Annotated in this window: 15 protein-coding genes; 5 read left to right on the forward strand and 10 right to left on the reverse strand. The window is 65.7% G+C overall.

The window, feature by feature from the left end; translation table 11 throughout:
* Positions 1 to 65: 65 nt before the first annotated feature.
* From U9979_RS03765 to U9979_RS03780, 4 genes are all read right to left on the reverse strand, one after another.
* Positions 66 to 272 carry a hypothetical protein gene (locus U9979_RS03765; RefSeq protein ID WP_322778286.1) on the reverse strand — a complete coding sequence of 69 codons (207 nt, stop codon included), beginning with the start codon at positions 270 to 272 and terminating at the stop codon, positions 66 to 68.
* A gap of 92 nt (positions 273 to 364) precedes the next feature.
* Positions 365 to 745, reverse strand: coding sequence for a cupredoxin family copper-binding protein (locus U9979_RS03770; RefSeq protein WP_322778287.1), 381 nt, complete (start codon positions 743 to 745; stop codon positions 365 to 367).
* Positions 746 to 915: 170 nt separating this feature from the next.
* Positions 916 to 1,650, reverse strand: a complete 735-nt coding sequence (locus tag U9979_RS03775; RefSeq protein WP_322778288.1) for a Rieske (2Fe-2S) protein — start codon at positions 1,648 to 1,650, stop codon at positions 916 to 918.
* 2 nt (positions 1,651 to 1,652) lie between these two features.
* Complete coding sequence (locus U9979_RS03780) at positions 1,653 to 2,267, reverse strand: sigma-70 family RNA polymerase sigma factor (RefSeq protein WP_322778289.1); 615 nt, start codon at positions 2,265 to 2,267, stop codon at positions 1,653 to 1,655.
* A gap of 236 nt (positions 2,268 to 2,503) precedes the next feature.
* On the opposite strand from U9979_RS03780, the gene U9979_RS03785 reads away from it, so the two are divergent.
* Positions 2,504 to 3,454 (forward strand): polysaccharide deacetylase family protein, encoded by a 951-nt coding sequence (locus U9979_RS03785; RefSeq protein WP_322778290.1) that lies wholly within the window; start codon positions 2,504 to 2,506, stop codon positions 3,452 to 3,454.
* A gap of 272 nt (positions 3,455 to 3,726) precedes the next feature.
* Positions 3,727 to 6,003 (forward strand): bifunctional serine/threonine-protein kinase/ABC transporter substrate-binding protein, encoded by a 2,277-nt coding sequence (locus U9979_RS03790; RefSeq protein WP_322778291.1) that lies wholly within the window; start codon positions 3,727 to 3,729, stop codon positions 6,001 to 6,003.
* Between the two features lie 461 nt (positions 6,004 to 6,464).
* On the opposite strand, the gene U9979_RS03795 is transcribed toward U9979_RS03790, so the two are convergent.
* From U9979_RS03795 to U9979_RS03810, 4 genes are all read right to left on the reverse strand, one after another.
* Positions 6,465 to 7,553, reverse strand: a complete 1,089-nt coding sequence (locus U9979_RS03795) for an MHYT domain-containing protein (protein WP_322778292.1) — start codon at positions 7,551 to 7,553, stop codon at positions 6,465 to 6,467.
* Positions 7,554 to 7,715: 162 nt separating this feature from the next.
* Positions 7,716 to 8,195 carry a hypothetical protein gene (locus U9979_RS03800; RefSeq protein ID WP_322778293.1) on the reverse strand — a complete coding sequence of 160 codons (480 nt, stop codon included), beginning with the start codon at positions 8,193 to 8,195 and terminating at the stop codon, positions 7,716 to 7,718.
* 126 nt (positions 8,196 to 8,321) lie between these two features.
* Positions 8,322 to 9,224, reverse strand: coding sequence for a polysaccharide lyase (locus tag U9979_RS03805; RefSeq protein WP_322778294.1), 903 nt, complete (start codon positions 9,222 to 9,224; stop codon positions 8,322 to 8,324).
* 500 nt (positions 9,225 to 9,724) lie between these two features.
* On the reverse strand, positions 9,725 to 11,062 hold the full coding sequence (locus tag U9979_RS03810) for a UDP-glucose/GDP-mannose dehydrogenase family protein (protein WP_322778295.1): 1,338 nt from the start codon (positions 11,060 to 11,062) through the stop codon (positions 9,725 to 9,727).
* A gap of 387 nt (positions 11,063 to 11,449) precedes the next feature.
* On the opposite strand from U9979_RS03810, the gene U9979_RS03815 reads away from it, so the two are divergent.
* From U9979_RS03815 to U9979_RS03825, 3 genes are read left to right on the forward strand one after another with little or no spacing between them, the layout of a single operon-like run.
* Entirely contained in the window at positions 11,450 to 12,691 is a 1,242-nt protein-coding gene (locus U9979_RS03815) for a glycosyltransferase family 2 protein (protein ID WP_322778296.1), read from the forward strand.
* 22 nt (positions 12,692 to 12,713) lie between these two features.
* Positions 12,714 to 15,233 carry a right-handed parallel beta-helix repeat-containing protein gene (locus tag U9979_RS03820; RefSeq protein WP_322778297.1) on the forward strand — a complete coding sequence of 840 codons (2,520 nt, stop codon included), beginning with the start codon at positions 12,714 to 12,716 and terminating at the stop codon, positions 15,231 to 15,233.
* Between the two features lie 11 nt (positions 15,234 to 15,244).
* Complete coding sequence (locus U9979_RS03825; RefSeq protein WP_322778298.1) at positions 15,245 to 16,300, forward strand: hypothetical protein; 1,056 nt, start codon at positions 15,245 to 15,247, stop codon at positions 16,298 to 16,300.
* A gap of 53 nt (positions 16,301 to 16,353) precedes the next feature.
* Here U9979_RS03825 and U9979_RS03830 read toward each other — a convergent pair whose 3' ends face one another.
* Positions 16,354 to 16,764, reverse strand: coding sequence for a DUF3817 domain-containing protein (locus tag U9979_RS03830; protein ID WP_322766525.1), 411 nt, complete (start codon positions 16,762 to 16,764; stop codon positions 16,354 to 16,356).
* Between the two features lie 2 nt (positions 16,765 to 16,766).
* Complete coding sequence (locus U9979_RS03835) at positions 16,767 to 17,213, reverse strand: hypothetical protein (RefSeq protein ID WP_322778299.1); 447 nt, start codon at positions 17,211 to 17,213, stop codon at positions 16,767 to 16,769.
* Positions 17,214 to 17,445: the final 232 nt, after the last annotated feature.

The raw sequence follows: 17,445 nt of genomic DNA on the forward strand, positions 1-17,445 counted from the left end.
GTTCCCTGAGAGCACGTGATAGCGGGGAGTGGTCGGCCCTGGTGCGGTCGGCGGCCCTGGGGCGGTCAGCCGGCCGGGCGGTGCTGGCCGATTACGCTGCGGACTGGCCACCTGTGGCCGGCGATGGGGACTGCGAGCGTCAGCAGGGTCGCGATTTCCAGGAGGATGCTGGCGATTGCCTGAGGCGAGGGTTGCAGACCACGTTCGACGAACCCGAAGACGCCGACCGTCCGGGACAGGATGAAACCGCCGAGCGCGCCGGCGGCAAGCACCGCGGCTGTCGTACGCAGGACGGGTGAGTTACTTAAAGGCTGCCGCGCCTATCCTGGGCGCTGCCTGCGTGTCATACCCGGGCGGATATTGCTCATGGCGTCACCACCACCGTGCCCAGCATGAAAGGATGGATGGAGCACAGGTAGGAGTACTGGCCGGGCGTGGTGAAGGTGTACTGATAGGTGGCCCCGGTATCCAACGTCGGGGAATGCAACATCCCGCCCTTGTCGGTGACGGTGTGTGCGTCGGAGTCCTCATTCGTCCAGATGACCGTGGTGCCAGCCGGTACGGTCACCGTCGCCGGTGAGAACGCGAAGTTCTTGATGGAAACATGGCCGGTGGCTGCCGGCGCCGTCGGCGTGCTTGGCGTGCTTGGCGTGCTTGGTGCGCTTGGTGTGCTTGGTGCGTTCTGCGTGGACCAACCGCACGCTGCGAGCACGGTTGCTCCCGCCGTCAGCACCGCGGCAGTCACCAGACGTCTCGTGCGGTACCGGCCAGTGGAAAACCCTGTCATTACGTCCCTGTCCGGCCCGTTATCCGGGCCTTCTTGTCGTGGTCAGTCGTGTCGTGGTCGATTCCTGTGCAGACCGTTCACCTGTAGATAGGGCGTCCGGTTACGGCGTGCCGGGCGGAACCCGATCGTCAGAGGGATTTCGGGGGGGCGTAGATCTGCACAACGCCGCCGGCCTCACGGACTTTCAGTTCCGGCAGCGTCCGTGGCGGCGGTCGCAACTGTGACCGCACCACCTCGCCGGTCATGGCGAAGACAGTCCGGTGACAGGGGCAGTTCAGGCGCCGCACCGCAGCGTCCAATGCCAGCTGGCATCCCTGATGTGTGCAGACACCGGAAACGGCGTGCACCTGGCCGCCGACACGTTCCACGAATCCGGTCACAGTGCCGAGGTCGAACGTGCGTATTCCTCCTTCCGGCAGGTCCTGGCTGGTCGCGACGGTCCACCAGGCCCCGACGTTGGGCACCACCGTGCCGCCCGCCGCAACGACGGTTTCCGCTGCGGGGCCGCCGTCCTCCCACAGGTGCTCGAGGCCGGCGCCGATGGCGGCCGCACCGGCAGCCACCGACGTCCCCTGCACGAATCGCCGACGCGTTCCGGCCCGCCGTGGCGCCGCCGCACCGTCAGCCGCACCGTCAGCCGGACCGTCACCTGCAGATCCACAGCCCTCAGGTTCCCCTCGGGCGGACGCCAGCCGTTGGTGCAGCTCCGCGATGAACTCCGCGCGGGGCGCGTCACCGCCCGGCCGCGCGGCCCGTAGCACGATCGCCGTCCGTATCGGCGCGACATCCTCGGGCTTGGCGCGGAACGGCGTCGGGCGACGTTCACCAATCAGATCGTCAATGAACCTCCGCGCGCCGCGCATCCTCACGTCTCCGTCCTCTGGGCGACCTCGGCCGCATAGCGCAAGGCCCGGTGTTGGAGGACCTTTGCGTTCGCCACGCTCACCCCCAGCTCGGCCGCTGCCTCTCGGACCGAATGCGAGTCCAGGAACCGCAGCCGGAGGATGCGCTGGTACCGCGGCGGCAACTCCGTCAGGATGGCCTCGGCCCGCGCGGGCGCGTCCAGCCAGACGGCCGGCTCGCCGAACGCCCTCTGCACGCGCTCCTCATCAAGAGTGGTGATTTCCAGGCCGAGCGTGCGCCGCCAGTGCGCCGCCAGGACCGTGCGGGCGGTCGCAAGCAGGTATGCCCGTACCTCACCGACACTTGCCGAGACTCGCAGCGGACGCAGCGCAGCCATGAAGACCTCGGCTGTCAGGTCCTCGGCGTCCGCCCGGTTACCGACCTTCGCGTACATGATCCGGTACATCCGGTCCGCATTGTCACGGTAGATCTCCTCCCAGCCCGAGTAGGTGTCGTCGGACACCACGTGCAGATGCGGCACCGGGGACGGCGTCTCGTCGCCGGCATTCTCACCGGGCTCCGCTTCGACGCGAGCCTGCTGCGCCGCGCCCGATGACCGACGCCGGATCCACGACATCCCATCCACCACTGGGCGTCACCGCTCCACCGTTGCACTCGTCGCCGACGTTTTCCTGCACCCATCAGATAGCCAGCGGGGTTACATCTTCGACAAGAGGATCATGTTCAGGCGGGACAGCGGGCCGCTGTGCCACACTCATGACGTCACACTCATGACCTTTGGTCCTACCCGGCCCCGATGGTTCGGGTTCGAGCGGTAACCATGGTCGCGGCCGATCGGCATTGGGGGACAGCTTGCCACTGAGTCGCCGGGCACTGCTGGCGGCTGGCGTGGCCGGTCCGTTTCTTGTTGGCTGCGCCGCGCCGCACGGCGGATCGCCCGGCGTGCCGGAGCCCGTCTCCACCCGACCATGGCGGGGGCGTCGGGGGCTGCCGCGGCCCGATCCGCCCGGGTCGGTGGGTGCCGTGTCCTCGACCCGCCCGGTGCCGGCCAGCCCGACAGCGACACCGACACCGACACCGGTGGCGGGTGGGGTGACCCGCGATGAGGTGATCGCCCGCTACGGTTCCATCCGGCCTGTCGCCTGGGGCCTCGACGTTCCCGGCGTGACCACGATGTTGCCGCCCACCACGGGCAGGACGATCGCGTTGACGTTCGATGCGTGTGGCGGGCCGCTCGGCAGCGGTTACGATCAGGAGCTGATCGATTTCCTTCGTCGGCAGCGGGTGCCCGCCACTCTTTTCCTCAACTCCCGCTGGATTGACGCCAACCGTCCGGTCTTCATCGAGCTCGCAGCCGATCCGCTGTTCGAGATCGGCAACCACGGCACACAACATCGCCCGCTGTCGGTGTCCGGTCAGTCCGCCTACGGGATCATGGGTACACATGATGCCGGCGAGGTGTTCGACGAGGTCGCCGGAAACCGGGACAAACTGAGTGCGCTCCTCGGACGTCCGCCGCGGTTCTTTCGGGCGGGCACGGCACACTGCGACGACATCGCGACGCGTATCGTGGCAGACCTCGATGAACACATCGTCAACTTTGACGTCAACGGCGATGCCGGGGCGACCTACCCGCCCGACCAGGTTGAGAAGGCCGTTCTCACGGCACGACCGGGATCCATCATCATCGGCCATATGAACCATCCCCTTGGCGGTACCGCCAAGGGGATGGCCGCCGCGCTGCCCCGACTGAGCGGAGCCGGCTTCCGCTTCGTCCGACTCTCCGACTGTCTGACTCTCTGACTGCCTGAGAGCGCTTGACCGCTTGACCGCCTGACGGCTTGACCGTCTGAACGGGCCGGAGAACCGGTTGCGGTTGATCGGACCGAGGTACGCCGTCACGTCCCGTTCTGACCTACCGCGGCCAATCCGCGTCGCTGTGATGGCAGACTACGGGTCATTGGCGACAGGAGGATCCCGATGATGGGGCGGCGCGGGCCGGCTGCCTGCTGCTTGTCCTGCGCTGTGGCAGGGCCGGTAGTCCTGTTTCTTGCCGTCCGATCCGCCGGGCGATCGTGACCACTCCCGCCGGGCGGTCCCCCGGAGATCCGGAGCGGATTGGCCCGTACGTCCTTCACGGTCGGCTCGGTGCCGGGGGCATGGGCATCGTCTACCGGGCTGAGGATCCCCACGGTCGGGTGGTCGCCCTCAAAGCCATCCGGCCCGAGATCGCCGGCGACCCCACGTTCCGCACGTTGTTCCGGCGGGAGGCGAGGAACGCTCGGCAGGTCATGCCGTTCTGTACCGCTCCGGTGCTGGACGTCGATGCCGACGCCGAGCAGCCGTACATCGTCACCGAATTTGTGGACGGTCCGACGCTCAGTGCGGCGGTCGAGCGCCGCGGTCCGCTCGCAGGTGCTGAGCTTCATCAACTCGCGGTGGCGGTCGTGGTCGCGATGATTGCTATTCACGACGCCGGGATCGTGCACTGCGATCTCAAGCCGTCGAACGTGCTGCTGTCCCCGTTGGGCCCGAGGATCATCGATTTCGGGGTCTCCCGTGCTGTGGACGCCACGACCGCGGCCACCCAGCAGACAGGCCTGTTCGGCACTCCGGCGTTCATGGCACCGGAGCAGATCAAGAATTACAACAGCGTCACTCCGGCTGCGGACGTCTTTGCCTGGGGCGGCCTGATCGCGTATGCGGGCACCGGCCGGCGACCGCACGGGGACGGGCCGCGGGATGTGCTGCTCTACCGCGCCGTGCATGAGGAGCCGGACCTCACCGATCTGGATGGCGGGCTGCGCCCGCTGGTCGCCGCGGCGCTGCACAAGGATCCCGAGCAGCGGCCGTTGACCGGGGAGCTGTTACACCGACTGTTGCAGGATCATGCGCTGGAGCAGGATCCGCAGAATCTGCTGTCCGAGATCCTTCGCGACCAGGTCTTCGGGCCGGAGCGGGAAAAGGCGGTCGAGCGGCTGCTGCGCCTTACCGTGTCCGTCGACACGGCCGTCCTGAAGATCATTCCGTCGGAGCCGCTGCCGGCCCAATCGGACCCGTCGACTCTGGGCAAGAAGGAAGAGGAGAAAGAAAAGAGAAAGGGCGGACCCGGTAGGGTTTTTCGTCGGTGGCGGCCCCGTGTTCGGATAGTGACCAGCCTGGGCGCACTTGCGGTGATCGCAATCCTGGCCGCCGCCATCCCATCCATTGTGGATGATCCCGGACCGGTCGTGAAACCCACGTACGTGATTGGTTTCCAGGGTGCGTTGAGCGGTGCGAACGCCGCGCTCGGTCGCAGTTCCCAGCTGGGCGCTCAGGCCGCTGTCAATGTTGCGAACGACGATCCGAATCTTCCATTCAGATTGGCGATAGCCGAGTCGGACGACCAGGGCCTGGCGGCGGAGGGTGCCCGCGCAGCCCAGGAACTCATCGACAATCAGCGTGTCGTGGCCGTCATCGGCCCCACCTTCTCCGGGCCGGCGGAGACCAGCATATTGAAATACTCCGATGCCGGCTTGGTGGCCGTGAGCCCGTCGGCCACCGCGCAGGAGCTGACACATGTTGGTGCGAAAACGTTCTTCCGGACCGTTCCGCCGGACACGGAGCAGGGGACGCAGACCGCGGAGTACATGACTTTGAAACGGGAGGCCCGGCGCGTCCTGCTGCTTTACGATGACAGCAATCCGTACGGCCGGGGTCTCGCCGAAGAGCTGAGAAAACAGCTCGTCATAATAGCGCAGCAAAAAAATCTGCCGGTCACCGTAACCGCCGTGGCACTCACCCCGGGCGCCGACTACGCGAAGATTATTCCGGAGTCCAGTTCGTACGACATGGTCCACTATTCTGGTTACTCGGCGGAGTTCTCCGAGGTTATCAAGGTTCTCCGGAGTCGAAATTTCCATCGCTATATAATGAGCGGCGACGGCAGTAACCAGGATCTGCTGATTGGCCAGGCGGGAAAGGATAACGTCGAAGGTGTCTTTCTCACCTGCGCATGCCGCGGAGTAGCCGATATTCCACACGATGCGCGGGTGGAGCGGTTCATCCAGGCATACGGGAAGCTTACTCCCGGCACTCAGCTGGATTTCTACGCCGCCGACGCCTACGATGCCGTCGGGGTCGTCATCCAGGTCCTGAAGGGCCTCGGCGGAAATGTCACCCGCAAGTCGGTCGCCGATACCTTTCGTGGTCCTGATTTCAGCAGAGAATTCGAATTCGAGGGCATCACGAAAAAAATAAAATTCAGCGCGACCGGCGACGTACTGGGTAGTGATATCTACCTCTACCAGGTCACGGACGGGCGGCGGAAGTTTCTCGGCAATATTGCGGATCTGGTCCGCGGGAATGGCTGACCAGCGTCGGCGACGGCCTCGCTGGGGCGGCCACCGTCAAGGATCGGTGGACGCTGTTGTGTAGTCCTTCCTGTACGGATGGTATTGGCGGGAGGCGTTGAGTCTCGTTGCCACACCCGTCGGAAAAGGTTGCGCGACGGTTGTCACGTTCTGAGACAGGATGACCGGGTGCCGATCCGACGCCAAACCCCGTCAACCCGCGCGCCGCGGCGGGCCCAGCCGATGCTGCCATTGCCGATCCGCAATGCCGGTCAGCCGGCCCGAGGCCGTGACCTACCGGTGACTGCATCATGCGGTGGCTGCAGCGCCCGATGGACCGACCCGGACGCCACTCACTGCCGGGTCTGCCATGTCACCTGGCAGGACCTGAACGGTTTTGACACGCATCTGGCGGAGTGCCAGCCAGGGCTTGCCGCCCGGTCCACCCGCTCTGGCCGGGCGCCGCGACGCTGACCCTCGGATCAGCGTCGGCGCGGCAGCCCCGAGGGGCGTTGCGTTGCCGTGGCCGGCTGCTTCGCGGGGGTATGGACGGTCCGACCGCGTCCAAAGGCGATTTCATCGACGTTGATCCCGGCTGGTTTGTCGAGGAAGAACCGCTCGTCAGGTGAACCCCGGCCGGCGGGATCCCGGTGGACGCGGGACGGCCGCTGCCCCCCTTTCGGTCTGATGCGCCGAATGACGAGCTCCGGTTCGCCGACTCCGCCGAGCGCCGCGAAAATGATGAACAACAGGATGATCGATGATCCGAAGGTCGTCAGGATTCCGAGCGAGTACGGATCGAATCCAAGCGGGGGGCGCAGGCTGGGCTCGGGTGTGACCTGGGTGGCCGCCAGCGCGGTGTAGTGCATCGTGCATACGGCCAGGGCCATCACTGCGGACGCTGTGATGACGTGGTGGGCACCGCCCAGGGAACCGAGGAAGGTGCCATCCTCCGACGACGTCTGGAGGTCGGCCCGGGCGCTTCGGTGAAGTCCGAGTGGACCAGGCCCGCGACCTACACCGTGCAGGGCGATCCAGAACGCCATGGTGGCCGCGAACACCGCGATGAGGACGGACAGGACGACGACCGGCATTCGGTAGGTCACGGTTCCCGATGTGCGCATGGCCGCCATGCCGGTGTAATGCATCGCTGTGATCGCAAAGCCGGTGCACGCCCCGCCGGTAATCAACCGGGTCGTGTTGAACGGGTTGGTCCCGACGACGCAGAGGCCGAGGGCGGCACCGGCGATGGATATACCCAGGGACAGCAGTGTTTCAGATAAATTGAACGTGATGTCCGGTCCGATATGATAGGCGAGCATGCCGACGAAATGCATGGACCAGACCGCTCCGCCGCCGAGCGCCACTGCGGTGACTGTGATCCACCGCAGTCGCCTGCCGCCGCGGGTCGCGCGGATGCGGGCCGCGCTCGCCAAGGCCGCGAACGAACCTACGGCGGCCAGCAGATAGGACAGACCGACAAATCCCAGGTCGTATGTTGCCGTGAAATGAGCGTGGGCGGCAGCGAGGCTCTCCACTGCGCTGCCGCCGAGAGGGCGAACCGTGGTCATCATCGGATTCCTTATGTGTGACGCCGTTGTCACCGTCCGTCTTACCACTATTCGTAGCGTCCGATAAGCACCTGGTAGTCATCTCTGTGGCAACGTGCTCACTACCAGTGAACTGAAGGGTTCGCTAGCACCTGAAGGGTTCGCTGGCATCGCCCCGGTCGGTCACAGCTGGCGTGCCCACCCGCAGCGGGATGCGACATACGCCCACCTGAAGCTGGTCAGCGCCACGACTGTCCAGCGATCCGATGTGACGGCGCGGCGCTGCCCGTCGAGGCAGGTGTAGCGCCCGCCGATCACCTCGTCCACCGTTCCACGGGCACAGTCACGCTCTTGGTACCAGCACCACGGTCCGCTCGCGCAACCGCCAAGGTGGGCCATCAGGCGGTAGCCGGTTGCCGGACCGGACCGCAGGTTGAGCTGGCAGCCGTTGGCGGCGGTGGGGACCATGTACCAGTGCGTCGCGGGCAGTGGAGTCCCGGCCCGCGTCTGGGCGACCGCGGGTGAGCCCCAGGAAACGGCCGCGAATGTGGCCAGCAGGCCCATCGCCAGTGCGACGCCCCGGACGAGGCTCCGTCGGTGGACCTGTCGTCTCCGCACGGTGAATCTGATTGACTCGGGGTGAAACAGGGCAACCGGGAACATGACGCCTCCAGGACCATGGATTACTCACATGCGGATGGAGGACGTTCTACCGTGGATGTCGCCCCGTGTAGTTGTACGGCACGCCGTGTGCCCGAAATCGGCGCACCCCGCAACAGGGGGTGGATCTCAGCGCGAAGGGTCGGGCAGGGGACCCACTCGCTGTTCTGCCATGGCAAAGGCGGCGAAATCGATCGTGGTATCCGTCTTGGGAGCAAATGATCGGTCCCCACCGCCGTACACGGCCGAGAACATGATGCCACCGATGCGGACCTTGTCGGAGATACGCGGGTTATAGCCGTGTTCCTTGAAAGTGTCCTTGTTGTCGATCCAGACGGCCAGCAGCCCCTGGGAGACGGTTTCGAAGTTCATCCGGACGCCCTGCTCGACACAGATCCACTTGCCGGTCTCCCACGTCCACGTCTTCTTGCCGGAGACCTTGATCGGCGTGTCCGGGCGGGCGGTGTTCGAGTAGACAATGCCCTCACCGTCCTTTCGCCAGGCGAACCGGCTGGCGAAACCATTTCGGTCGGTGTCGGTGCGCTTGTCCTCGCCCTTGTTGTAGATGACCCCGTAGAATCCGGGGAGCTTTCCCGCCTTGTTGAAGTCGAAATCATGCGGGAAGCGTACGTAGTAGCGCAGGTACATCTCGTAGGTCGGCCGGCCGTCCATAGCGACGAACAGTTGGGAGCCGCCATAGGTGTTACCGTCGTTGTAAACCTCGGCATCGGGGTTGTTGAACGTGTCGCCCGCCGGCAGTGATACCCGGACGATCTTCTGGAAACGCGGGTCGTCGGAGGGCAGTATCTGCGCCCGGTCCAGACCGAAGGTCGCGCGTTGCTCCGGAACGAGACCTTTGCCGAAGAAATCCGCGGCGCCGGTGTCGAAGAACTGCGGTGCCGCGTTCGTAGCGGCGCCGGATGGCGCCGCGGGGTCCGGCGGAAGAGTCTCGCTGGCCGGGTCGAAGGGACGCTTGGGCTTCGAACAACCCGCCGCGGCCACGCCCAGCAGGCCGAGTGCCGAACCCAGCACAGCCCGTCGGGTTCGGGCCGGCGGTGATGGAACAATGATCCCGCGGTCAGTTGACCGGGTGGTTGACGGGCCAGGTACGTCAGGCAGGTACGATCCGTTCCCATCGTTCATCTGTCGACCCCCGGCGGTCCGCCGCTGTACTCATGATCACTGTATGTATGATCACCAGATTCACAGTCAATTCCGAAATTCTCCCGCCTACGGTACCAGTACGGCGGACTCGCGGAATATCGGCTGTCGCGGCGCCCGATCGGGTGCGATCTCGCCGAGCCGGCCGGGATCTTTATAGCGGCAGATGATTCTCACGGTGGTTGTACGGATGCTGCTGACGAAACTCGTCGATCACCGGCCCGGCAATTGTCCGCATCGTTTCGCCTGCCGATCCGGAGCGCCATACCGATCAAGGTATGACGCTCCGGCCGACAGCGACACCGACACCGGATGACTGGACGACTGGACGCCCGGACGGATCGGGTGGCTGGAGCAGGTCGCCGACGGGCCTACGGCCGGCCCAGAGCGTGGTACTCCCAGCCGGCGGCACGCCACTGGGCGGGGTCGAGGGTGTTCCGGCCGTCGATGATCGTGCGGGTCGAGACGACCGCGGTCAGGGCGGCCGGGGCGAGCTCGCGGAACTCCATCCATTCGGTGAGGTGCAGGACGATGTCCGCATCGGTCGCGGCGTCGACGGCGTTGTCGGCGTACGTGAGGTCCGGGTACATCCGCCGGGCGTTTTCGATCGCGGCCGGGTCATAGACGGCGACGGTTGCACCGGCCTGGTGCAGGGCGCTCGCCACGGCCAGTGCCGGGGAGTCACGAATGTCGTCGGAGTTGGGCTTGAAGGCCGCGCCGAGGACCGCGACCTTCTTGCCGGTAGCGCGCCCGCCCAGGAGCCTGGTGGCGAGCGCGACGGTGTGGCTGCGCCGGCGGAGGTTGATGGCGTCCACTTCGGCGAGGAACTTCACGGACTCACCTGCGCCGAGCTCGGTTGCGCGTGCCTGGAAGGCCCGGATGTCCTTGGGTAGGCAGCCACCGCCGAAACCGAGGCCGGCGTGCAGGAAGCGGCCGCCGATCCGGGTGTCGTACGAGATGGCCTTGGCCAGGTGGGTGACGTCGGCTCCGGTCACCTCGCAGATTTCGGCCATGGCGTTGATGAAAGAGATCTTGGTGGCGAGGAACGCGTTCGCCGCGACCTTGACAAGCTCGGCGGTCGGGTAGTCGACGACGACGACGGGAGTTCCCGCGTCGATCACCGATCCGTAGACCCGGCGCAGCGTCTCCTGCGCCGTGCCGTCGGCCCGCACGCCGAAGACGAGCCGGTCCGGGCGCAGCGTGTCGTCGACGGCGAAGCCCTCCCGCAGGAACTCGGGGTTCCAGGCGAGTTCTACCCCGGGCGCTTGGGCGCCCAGCCAGTCGGCGAGCCGGGCGGCGGTTCCGGCCGGAACCGTGGACTTGCCCACAACCAGCGAGCCGGGACGAAGCCCGCCCGCGATCAGTCCACTGACCGCGGAGTCGACGTAACGCATGTCCGCCGAGTTCGAGCCGGGGTGCTGCGGAGTGCCCACGCAGATGAAGTGGACGTCGGCCCCGGTCGCGGCCTCCGCGAGGGAGGTCGTGAAGGACAGGCGGCCGGACTCCAGGTTCTTGCGGAGCAGTTCCTCCAGTCCGGGCTCGAAGAAGGGCACTTCACCGGCGGCAAGACGGGCGATCTTGTTCGGGTCCACATCGACACCGATGACCTCGAACCCCAGCTCGGCCATGCAGACGGCGTGGGTCGCGCCCAGATAGCCGGTTCCGATCACTGAAATTCTCAACGGACCGACAACTGTTGTTGCTTCCATGATATGTTGCAAACCCCCAGTTGACAGGAATGTTACCTTGGGTGTCGCGGGATTGACATGATCCGTTTACGTGCGTCACGTTCGGACCATGTGCCGCGGAGAAGAAAGATTATGCTTGCACTTGGTGAACCTAAAGTAAAATTACTCAACGTAATCGGCGTTTCTTGTAGCGGTACAAGCGCGTTCGGTAGCAACGGCACCCCCGGTGTCCGTGCGATTTGCGTCACACTGCTAACGTGCCCCCCGCACTGCTATCGGGAGTGGGGGTTGTTCGGCCCTCACGTCAGACGACCATTCTTTGGCCGACATGAAGAGGGTAGGCCGACGGACATCTACAGTTTCTCGGGTAGGTCTTTCGGCAAGCCTCCGGAGGGAAACCGTTAGGCAATGGACGTGCTCAGTTCCGTGATCGACCGCATCGGATCGTACTGGGGTGTCGTTCCCCTGGGGATCGCGGGAGTGGTCTCGTGGTCCGTGTGGTTGTTCCGACGGCTATTGTCCTCTCGCTACAAGCCGATCGAGAATGACTTCCGCGCCTCGACGTCCGTCGTCGTTCCCTCCTTCCGGGAAGACCCTGACGTCATCGAACGCTGTCTCAAGACCTGGCTCGACCAGGGTCCTGATGAGCTCATCATCGTCCCGGATGTCGAGGACGTCGAACTCATCAAGCGGCTGACCAGGCACGCTCGGCAAAATCCGGTCATGCGGGTGATGCCTTTCGTGCACGAGGGCAAGCGGTCGGCGCTGGGCGTCGGCATCGCCGCGGCCACCAAGGAGATCGTGGTGCTCTGCGACTCCGACACGGCCTGGGAGCCGGGCCTGCTCGCCGCGGTCCAGATGCCCTTCGTCGATCCCAAGGTCGGCGGGGTCGGTACCCGCCAGAGCGTCTACAACGCGCGCACCAGCGTCTGGCGCCGGGTGGCGAACTGGTTGGTCGACATCCGCTACCTCGACTACGTACCGGCGCAGGGTCGGGCCGGCGCGGTCGCCTGTCTCTCCGGCCGGACGGCCGCCTACCGCAGGGAAGCCATCGCTCCGGTGCTCCACAACCTGGAGAACGAGTTCTTCCTGGGCCGGCGCTGCATCGCCGGGGACGACGGCCGGCTGACCTGGCTCACCCTGGCGTCCGGTTACAAGACCATGCACCAGGACTCAGCCCGTGCGATCTCGATGTTTCCGGACAAGTTGAAACCGTTCATCAAGCAGCGGGTCCGCTGGAGCCGCAACTCCTACCGTTGTTACCTCACGGCGATCTACAAGGGCTGGCTGTTCCGGCAGCCGTTGATCTGCCAGATCAGCGTTCTCCAGATCCTGCTGACCCCGGTCACCATGGGGGTGGCCATGACCTACCTCGGGTTCTGGATCGCGCGACCGCAGGCGAACGCCCCTCTGATCGCGGTCGCATGGCTCCTGGGCGGACGCGCCGTGCGTGGATTCTCCCACCTGCGGGAGCATCCGCGGGACATCTTCATCCTCCCGGTAGTCGTTCTGATGATCGTAGTTGTCGCACTTCCGATCAAGACATGGGCGTTCTTCACCATGAACAAGCAGGGCTGGCTGACCCGCCGCGCCGACCTGATCGGCGGCGAGGGGCAGTCAGACGCGTCCGTTCGGATGAGTCGAAAATGATCGGAGTTTCATGATCGCCCCGATGTCTAGACTCTCCGGTGCCCAGCGTTCGGCCTCCGACGCCCGCCGCCGGCCACCGCGGCGGGCGCGCGTGCGCGTGTGCGGCGCGCTCGTCGGTATGTTCTTGGTCGTCGTGCCAGGCTTCATGGCTATTCCAGGCATCGTGGGCGTGGCAACGGCGGCGGCACTGCCGCCGCTGCCGCCGGTCACCTCCGCGGATGCCAAGCGGGAGGCCAACCTGGTCGCCGCCGAAGACATTCGACTGCGGGCGACGTTTGCGAAGTTCGGCGTACTCAAGGCGCCGGCCATCGTGCAGAACCAGGGCACCCTCTCCACCCTGCTGCTGCCGGGACGTCCGGCTCCCTACACGGTCGACGAGGTTGTCGCGGCCGGCGGTATGCGCAAGGAGGTCGACGGTGCGCTCCTGGTGCAGATCAACATCGTGGTCGGGCCGAACGCACGCCTCATCATCGACTCGAAGTACGGGTCGCTGCGTCTGGCCAGCAGCCCCGCGGGGTTCGCAGCGCTGACGAGCTGGCGCGGCGCCCTCGAGATCAACGGCGGTAACGCCCAGCAACCGATGAATGTCACATCCTGGGATGTCAAGGAACTCAAACCCGACCTCAACGTGGTTGACGGGCGTGCCTACATCCGCACGATGGGTGGCGAGCTGGTCGTGCGCAACGCGCGCGTGTCCAACCTCGGCTTCTGGAACGGCCGTTCCGGTGGGCTCGCCTGGACGGGTAGCAAGGGTCAGCCCAGTACCGGCGGCGCGGCCAACTCCACGTTCATCAACAACGTGTGGGGTGCCTACATCTCCGGTAGCGAAAACATTCAAATGGTCAACGTCCGGCTGGAGGGCAACGACCGTGCCGGTCTCGCCGTCCACCGGGACGCGATCAGCACCCTTATCTCCGGTAGCACCGCCATCGCCAACCACGGTGACGGCATCACCATCGACCGCGCGTCGGGCTCCCGGGTGATGCGCAGCACGATCTCGGGCAACAGCGGTGACGGCATCACCCTGGACGGTCGTGGCATCGGCATCGTCGCCACCGCGACCGGGGTGCAGATCAACCAGGTCAAGGGCACCGTCATCGAGGCCAACACGCTCACCGACAACGGCCGGTACGGCATTCGGGTCCTCGGCGGTGAGGACGGGACCGTCCGCGGCAACACGGTCTCGGGCAGTTCGGTGGGCATCGTGGTCAAGAGCGGTGCGAACGGCACCCAGATCATCGACAACACCGTCAGCGGCGTGACCGACGCCGCGGTACAGGTGGGGCCGGATGCCAAGCGGACGGCGATCACTACCAACAAGCTGTCCGACGGGCGCATGGGAATCATCACCCAGGACGCCCCGACGAACGTCATCAGTCGGAACACGATAGCGGGGTCGACGGAGTTCGCGATCACGATTCGGGGTCAGGCTGACGGGACCACGATAGGTAACAACACCCTGTCCGGTCGCGGTTGGCGCGCGGTGGACATCAACAAGGCCACCGGAATCACCCTCGCGGCTCTCACAGCCAACGATGTGTCGAACTGGATTCCGCGGGTCGAGCGGCCCTGGTATTCGATCTTCGAGCGACACCCCGCGCTGTTCGTGTGGGCATTCATGGCCCTGCTGCCGATCCTGGGATGGCGGACCGGCCGGCGCTGGCGCAAGCGGGCAGCGGAGCATCCCTATCCCGAGTCGGACCTGTTGGTGCAGCGGATGACCACAGGCACCGGACCGAAAGCCGACGTCATCAAGGCTGGCCGTGCGAAGGGCGCGCCGGGACCGGTCGAGGCGGCCGTCCGGTCGAAGGCTTCGGCTGCTTCCGAGCCGATGCCGGTGGTCCCGGGGCAGGCTGTGCCTCGCTCGACGACCTACCGCACCGCGGCGGCGGCCGACATCGCGGCGGCGGAGCACCGGCCGGGCGGCAAGCCCCGGCCCGCCGACGCGCCCTGGTTCGCCCCCGGTACCGGTCCCGCAGTTCCGGGTGCCCCGCTGGTGCCGGCGGCGCGGCAGACGCCGGTGGACGGCCCGACCGAGACGTTCAACAGCCGGGTACTCGACCGGGCTGGTCTTCATGTCAGCCATGACGACAACCCGACCATGGACGTAAGGTTCCAGCGCGACCGGCTTCGAGAGCCCAAGGACGACCCGTTGAACGTCCATGGCAACGGCTATGGGAACGGGAACGGCTATGGGAACGGCAACGGCCATGGGAACGGCAACGGCCATGGGAACGGCAACGGCCATGGGAACGGCAACGGCCATGGGAACGGCAACGGCTATGGGAACGGCTACGGCGACGACCTCCGGTCGCCGCTCCTGCCGGAGGCCTCCCCGTCAGGTGACCGGTTCCCGCAGTGGACCGGTCACGCATCCGACTCTCAGGCGTTCCCGAACGGTCTCGATGAAGACACCACGACCATCGTCAGCGACGAGGGCGTGTCGGTGATCAAGCTCGACGCGGTCGGGCCGGCACGGGCGACGATGTCCTACAGCAACGGCCGAGGCCGCGACCGTAACGGGCGCAGGGACCCTCAGTGACATCTGTCACCATGCGTCAGAGGCGGTCCCTACTGCTCGTGGCGGCCACCGCGGCCGTCGCCATCGCAGCGGTGACCGCCTCTTGTCATGGTGATGATGCGAAGCCGGTCGCCCCGAAGGCGCCGACGGCACTGGCAGACGGTCTCGCGGCTACCGGCCAGACACGGCAGGTGACATGCCCGCAGAGCGCTCCCACTGTTCACGACGGCGCCGACCTCACGAGCGCGCTGGCGTTGGCGAACCCGGGCTCTGTCATCCGGATGGCTGACGGGACGTATGTCGGCGGGTTCGTCATCACGAAGGCGGGCAGCGAAGCCCAGCCGATCTGGCTGTGCGGTTCGGGTAACGCGGTGCTGGACGGCGGGAATGACACCGACTACATCCTGCACCTCGACCATGCGGCTTTCATCCGGCTGGTCGGTTTCAGCGTTCGCAACGGCAAGAAAGGCGTGATGGCGGATGCCACCCAGCACAGCGTCATTGCCGGGTTGAGCGTCAGCGCCATCGGGGACGAGGCCATCCACCTACGTGACTTCAGTTCGGACAACCTGGTGACCGGAAACACCGTCCGTGACACCGGACACCGGTCGGAGAAGTTCGGCGAGGGTATCTACGTCGGCAGCGCCGAAAGTAACTGGTGCAAGATCTCGAACTGTAGCCCGGACGCCAGCGATCGCAACTTCATCATCGGCAACAACATCGCTGGTACGACTGCTGAGAACATCGACATCAAAGAGGGCACCGCCGGGGGTGTCATCTCGGAGAACATGTTGTCCAGCGACAGGATGACCGATGCCGGGGGCGACTCCTGGATTGATCTCAAGGGCAACGGGTGGATCGTTGAGAAAAACACCGGTAAGCCCGGCGGGGCCATCAAGGATGGCATCCAGGAGCATGTGGTGAAAGAAGGCTGGGGTCGTCACAATATCATCCGGAAAAACACCCTCGTAGTGAACGCCGCGGGTTTCGGGGTTTACATCCACGAGAAGGACCTCGGGAACGTGGTCGGCTGCGACAATCAGGTCGTGGGCGCGGCTGCCGGTATTTCCAACGTCGCCTGTTCCTGACCGCGTCCGGCGTCAGCGGTTGCCCACCCGGCTGGCCGGGCAGGCAGGCAGGATCAACTCACCTGGCCGAGGCGCCGCGCACCGAGTACCTGAGCGCTGACCTTCCTCTCCGCCACGAACGACAGGAACGGCACGGTTCCCGCAATCATGATCGCAAGAGTGTGGACGGGGCGAAACCGGCAGCGTGACGCCAGATCCACGGTCAGGGCCAGGTAGATCATGAACAGGAAGCCGTGCAGCGGGCCCACGGTTTCGGCCACAGCCGGCGTGTCCGCCAGGTACTTCAGTGGCACGCCTATCAGCACGAGTGTGATCAGACCGACGCCCACCACATAGGCGACCACCCGGAACCGCAGCAGCGCCGCGTGGATCGCCTCTTCGCTGTTGCGGCCGGTCCCGGCGGCTGGCGCTGGCAGCGCAGGCGAAGGCCGGGCGGGATCCAAGGTGGCGTCATCGGCTGGCATGGTCACCGCGGCCTCGGTCCCGATGGCGCGTCCCGCTCGTGCAGAGCGGCAAGATAGCGGTTGTACGAGGCCAACTCCGCCTCGCCCTCCTCGTCGTCGATGCTGTTTTCGCCGATGGTGTTTTCGCCGATGGTGTTGACGGTGCTGATGTTGATCTTATCAAGATACTCAGCAGCCGGGTCGTTCGCTCCCAGCGGGGGCGCGATCCTCGGCATGGCTTCGTTCACCCGCGTCGGGTGACGTTCCTCACGTACCATCTGCCACCAACCGAAGACCACGGCCGCGGCAAAGATCGGCCATTCGACTCCGTAAAAAAGGTTCTGCAGGGTACCGCGGGCAGACTGCCCCTTCTCCCACTGCCACCAGCCGAGTCTGGCGAACAGGCCGATCAGAAAGAGCGCGAGTGCGTGGCGTACCAGCCACGACGGTGAGAAGAGGACTCGGCGCACGGTCGTGACGCTACTCTCCGGTCCGCGCCCGGTGAGCGGCCTGCCCGCCCCGGCTGGGGGGGGTTAGCGAGGAACGAGCAGGCCGGTACAGGGGAGACGGCGCCCCGTCGATCACAAGGATCTTGATGAAGGCGACCCGTCCGTACATTCATATGTCCAGTCGTTCCAGCCGGCCGCATGGTTGCCGCACCCGGAGCATGTCTTTACGTCACCAAAAGCTTACTGTTCGGTG

The organism is Protofrankia sp. Cas4 (assembly GCF_963555915.1).
Lineage (GTDB): Bacteria > Actinomycetota > Actinomycetes > Frankiales > Frankiaceae > Protofrankia.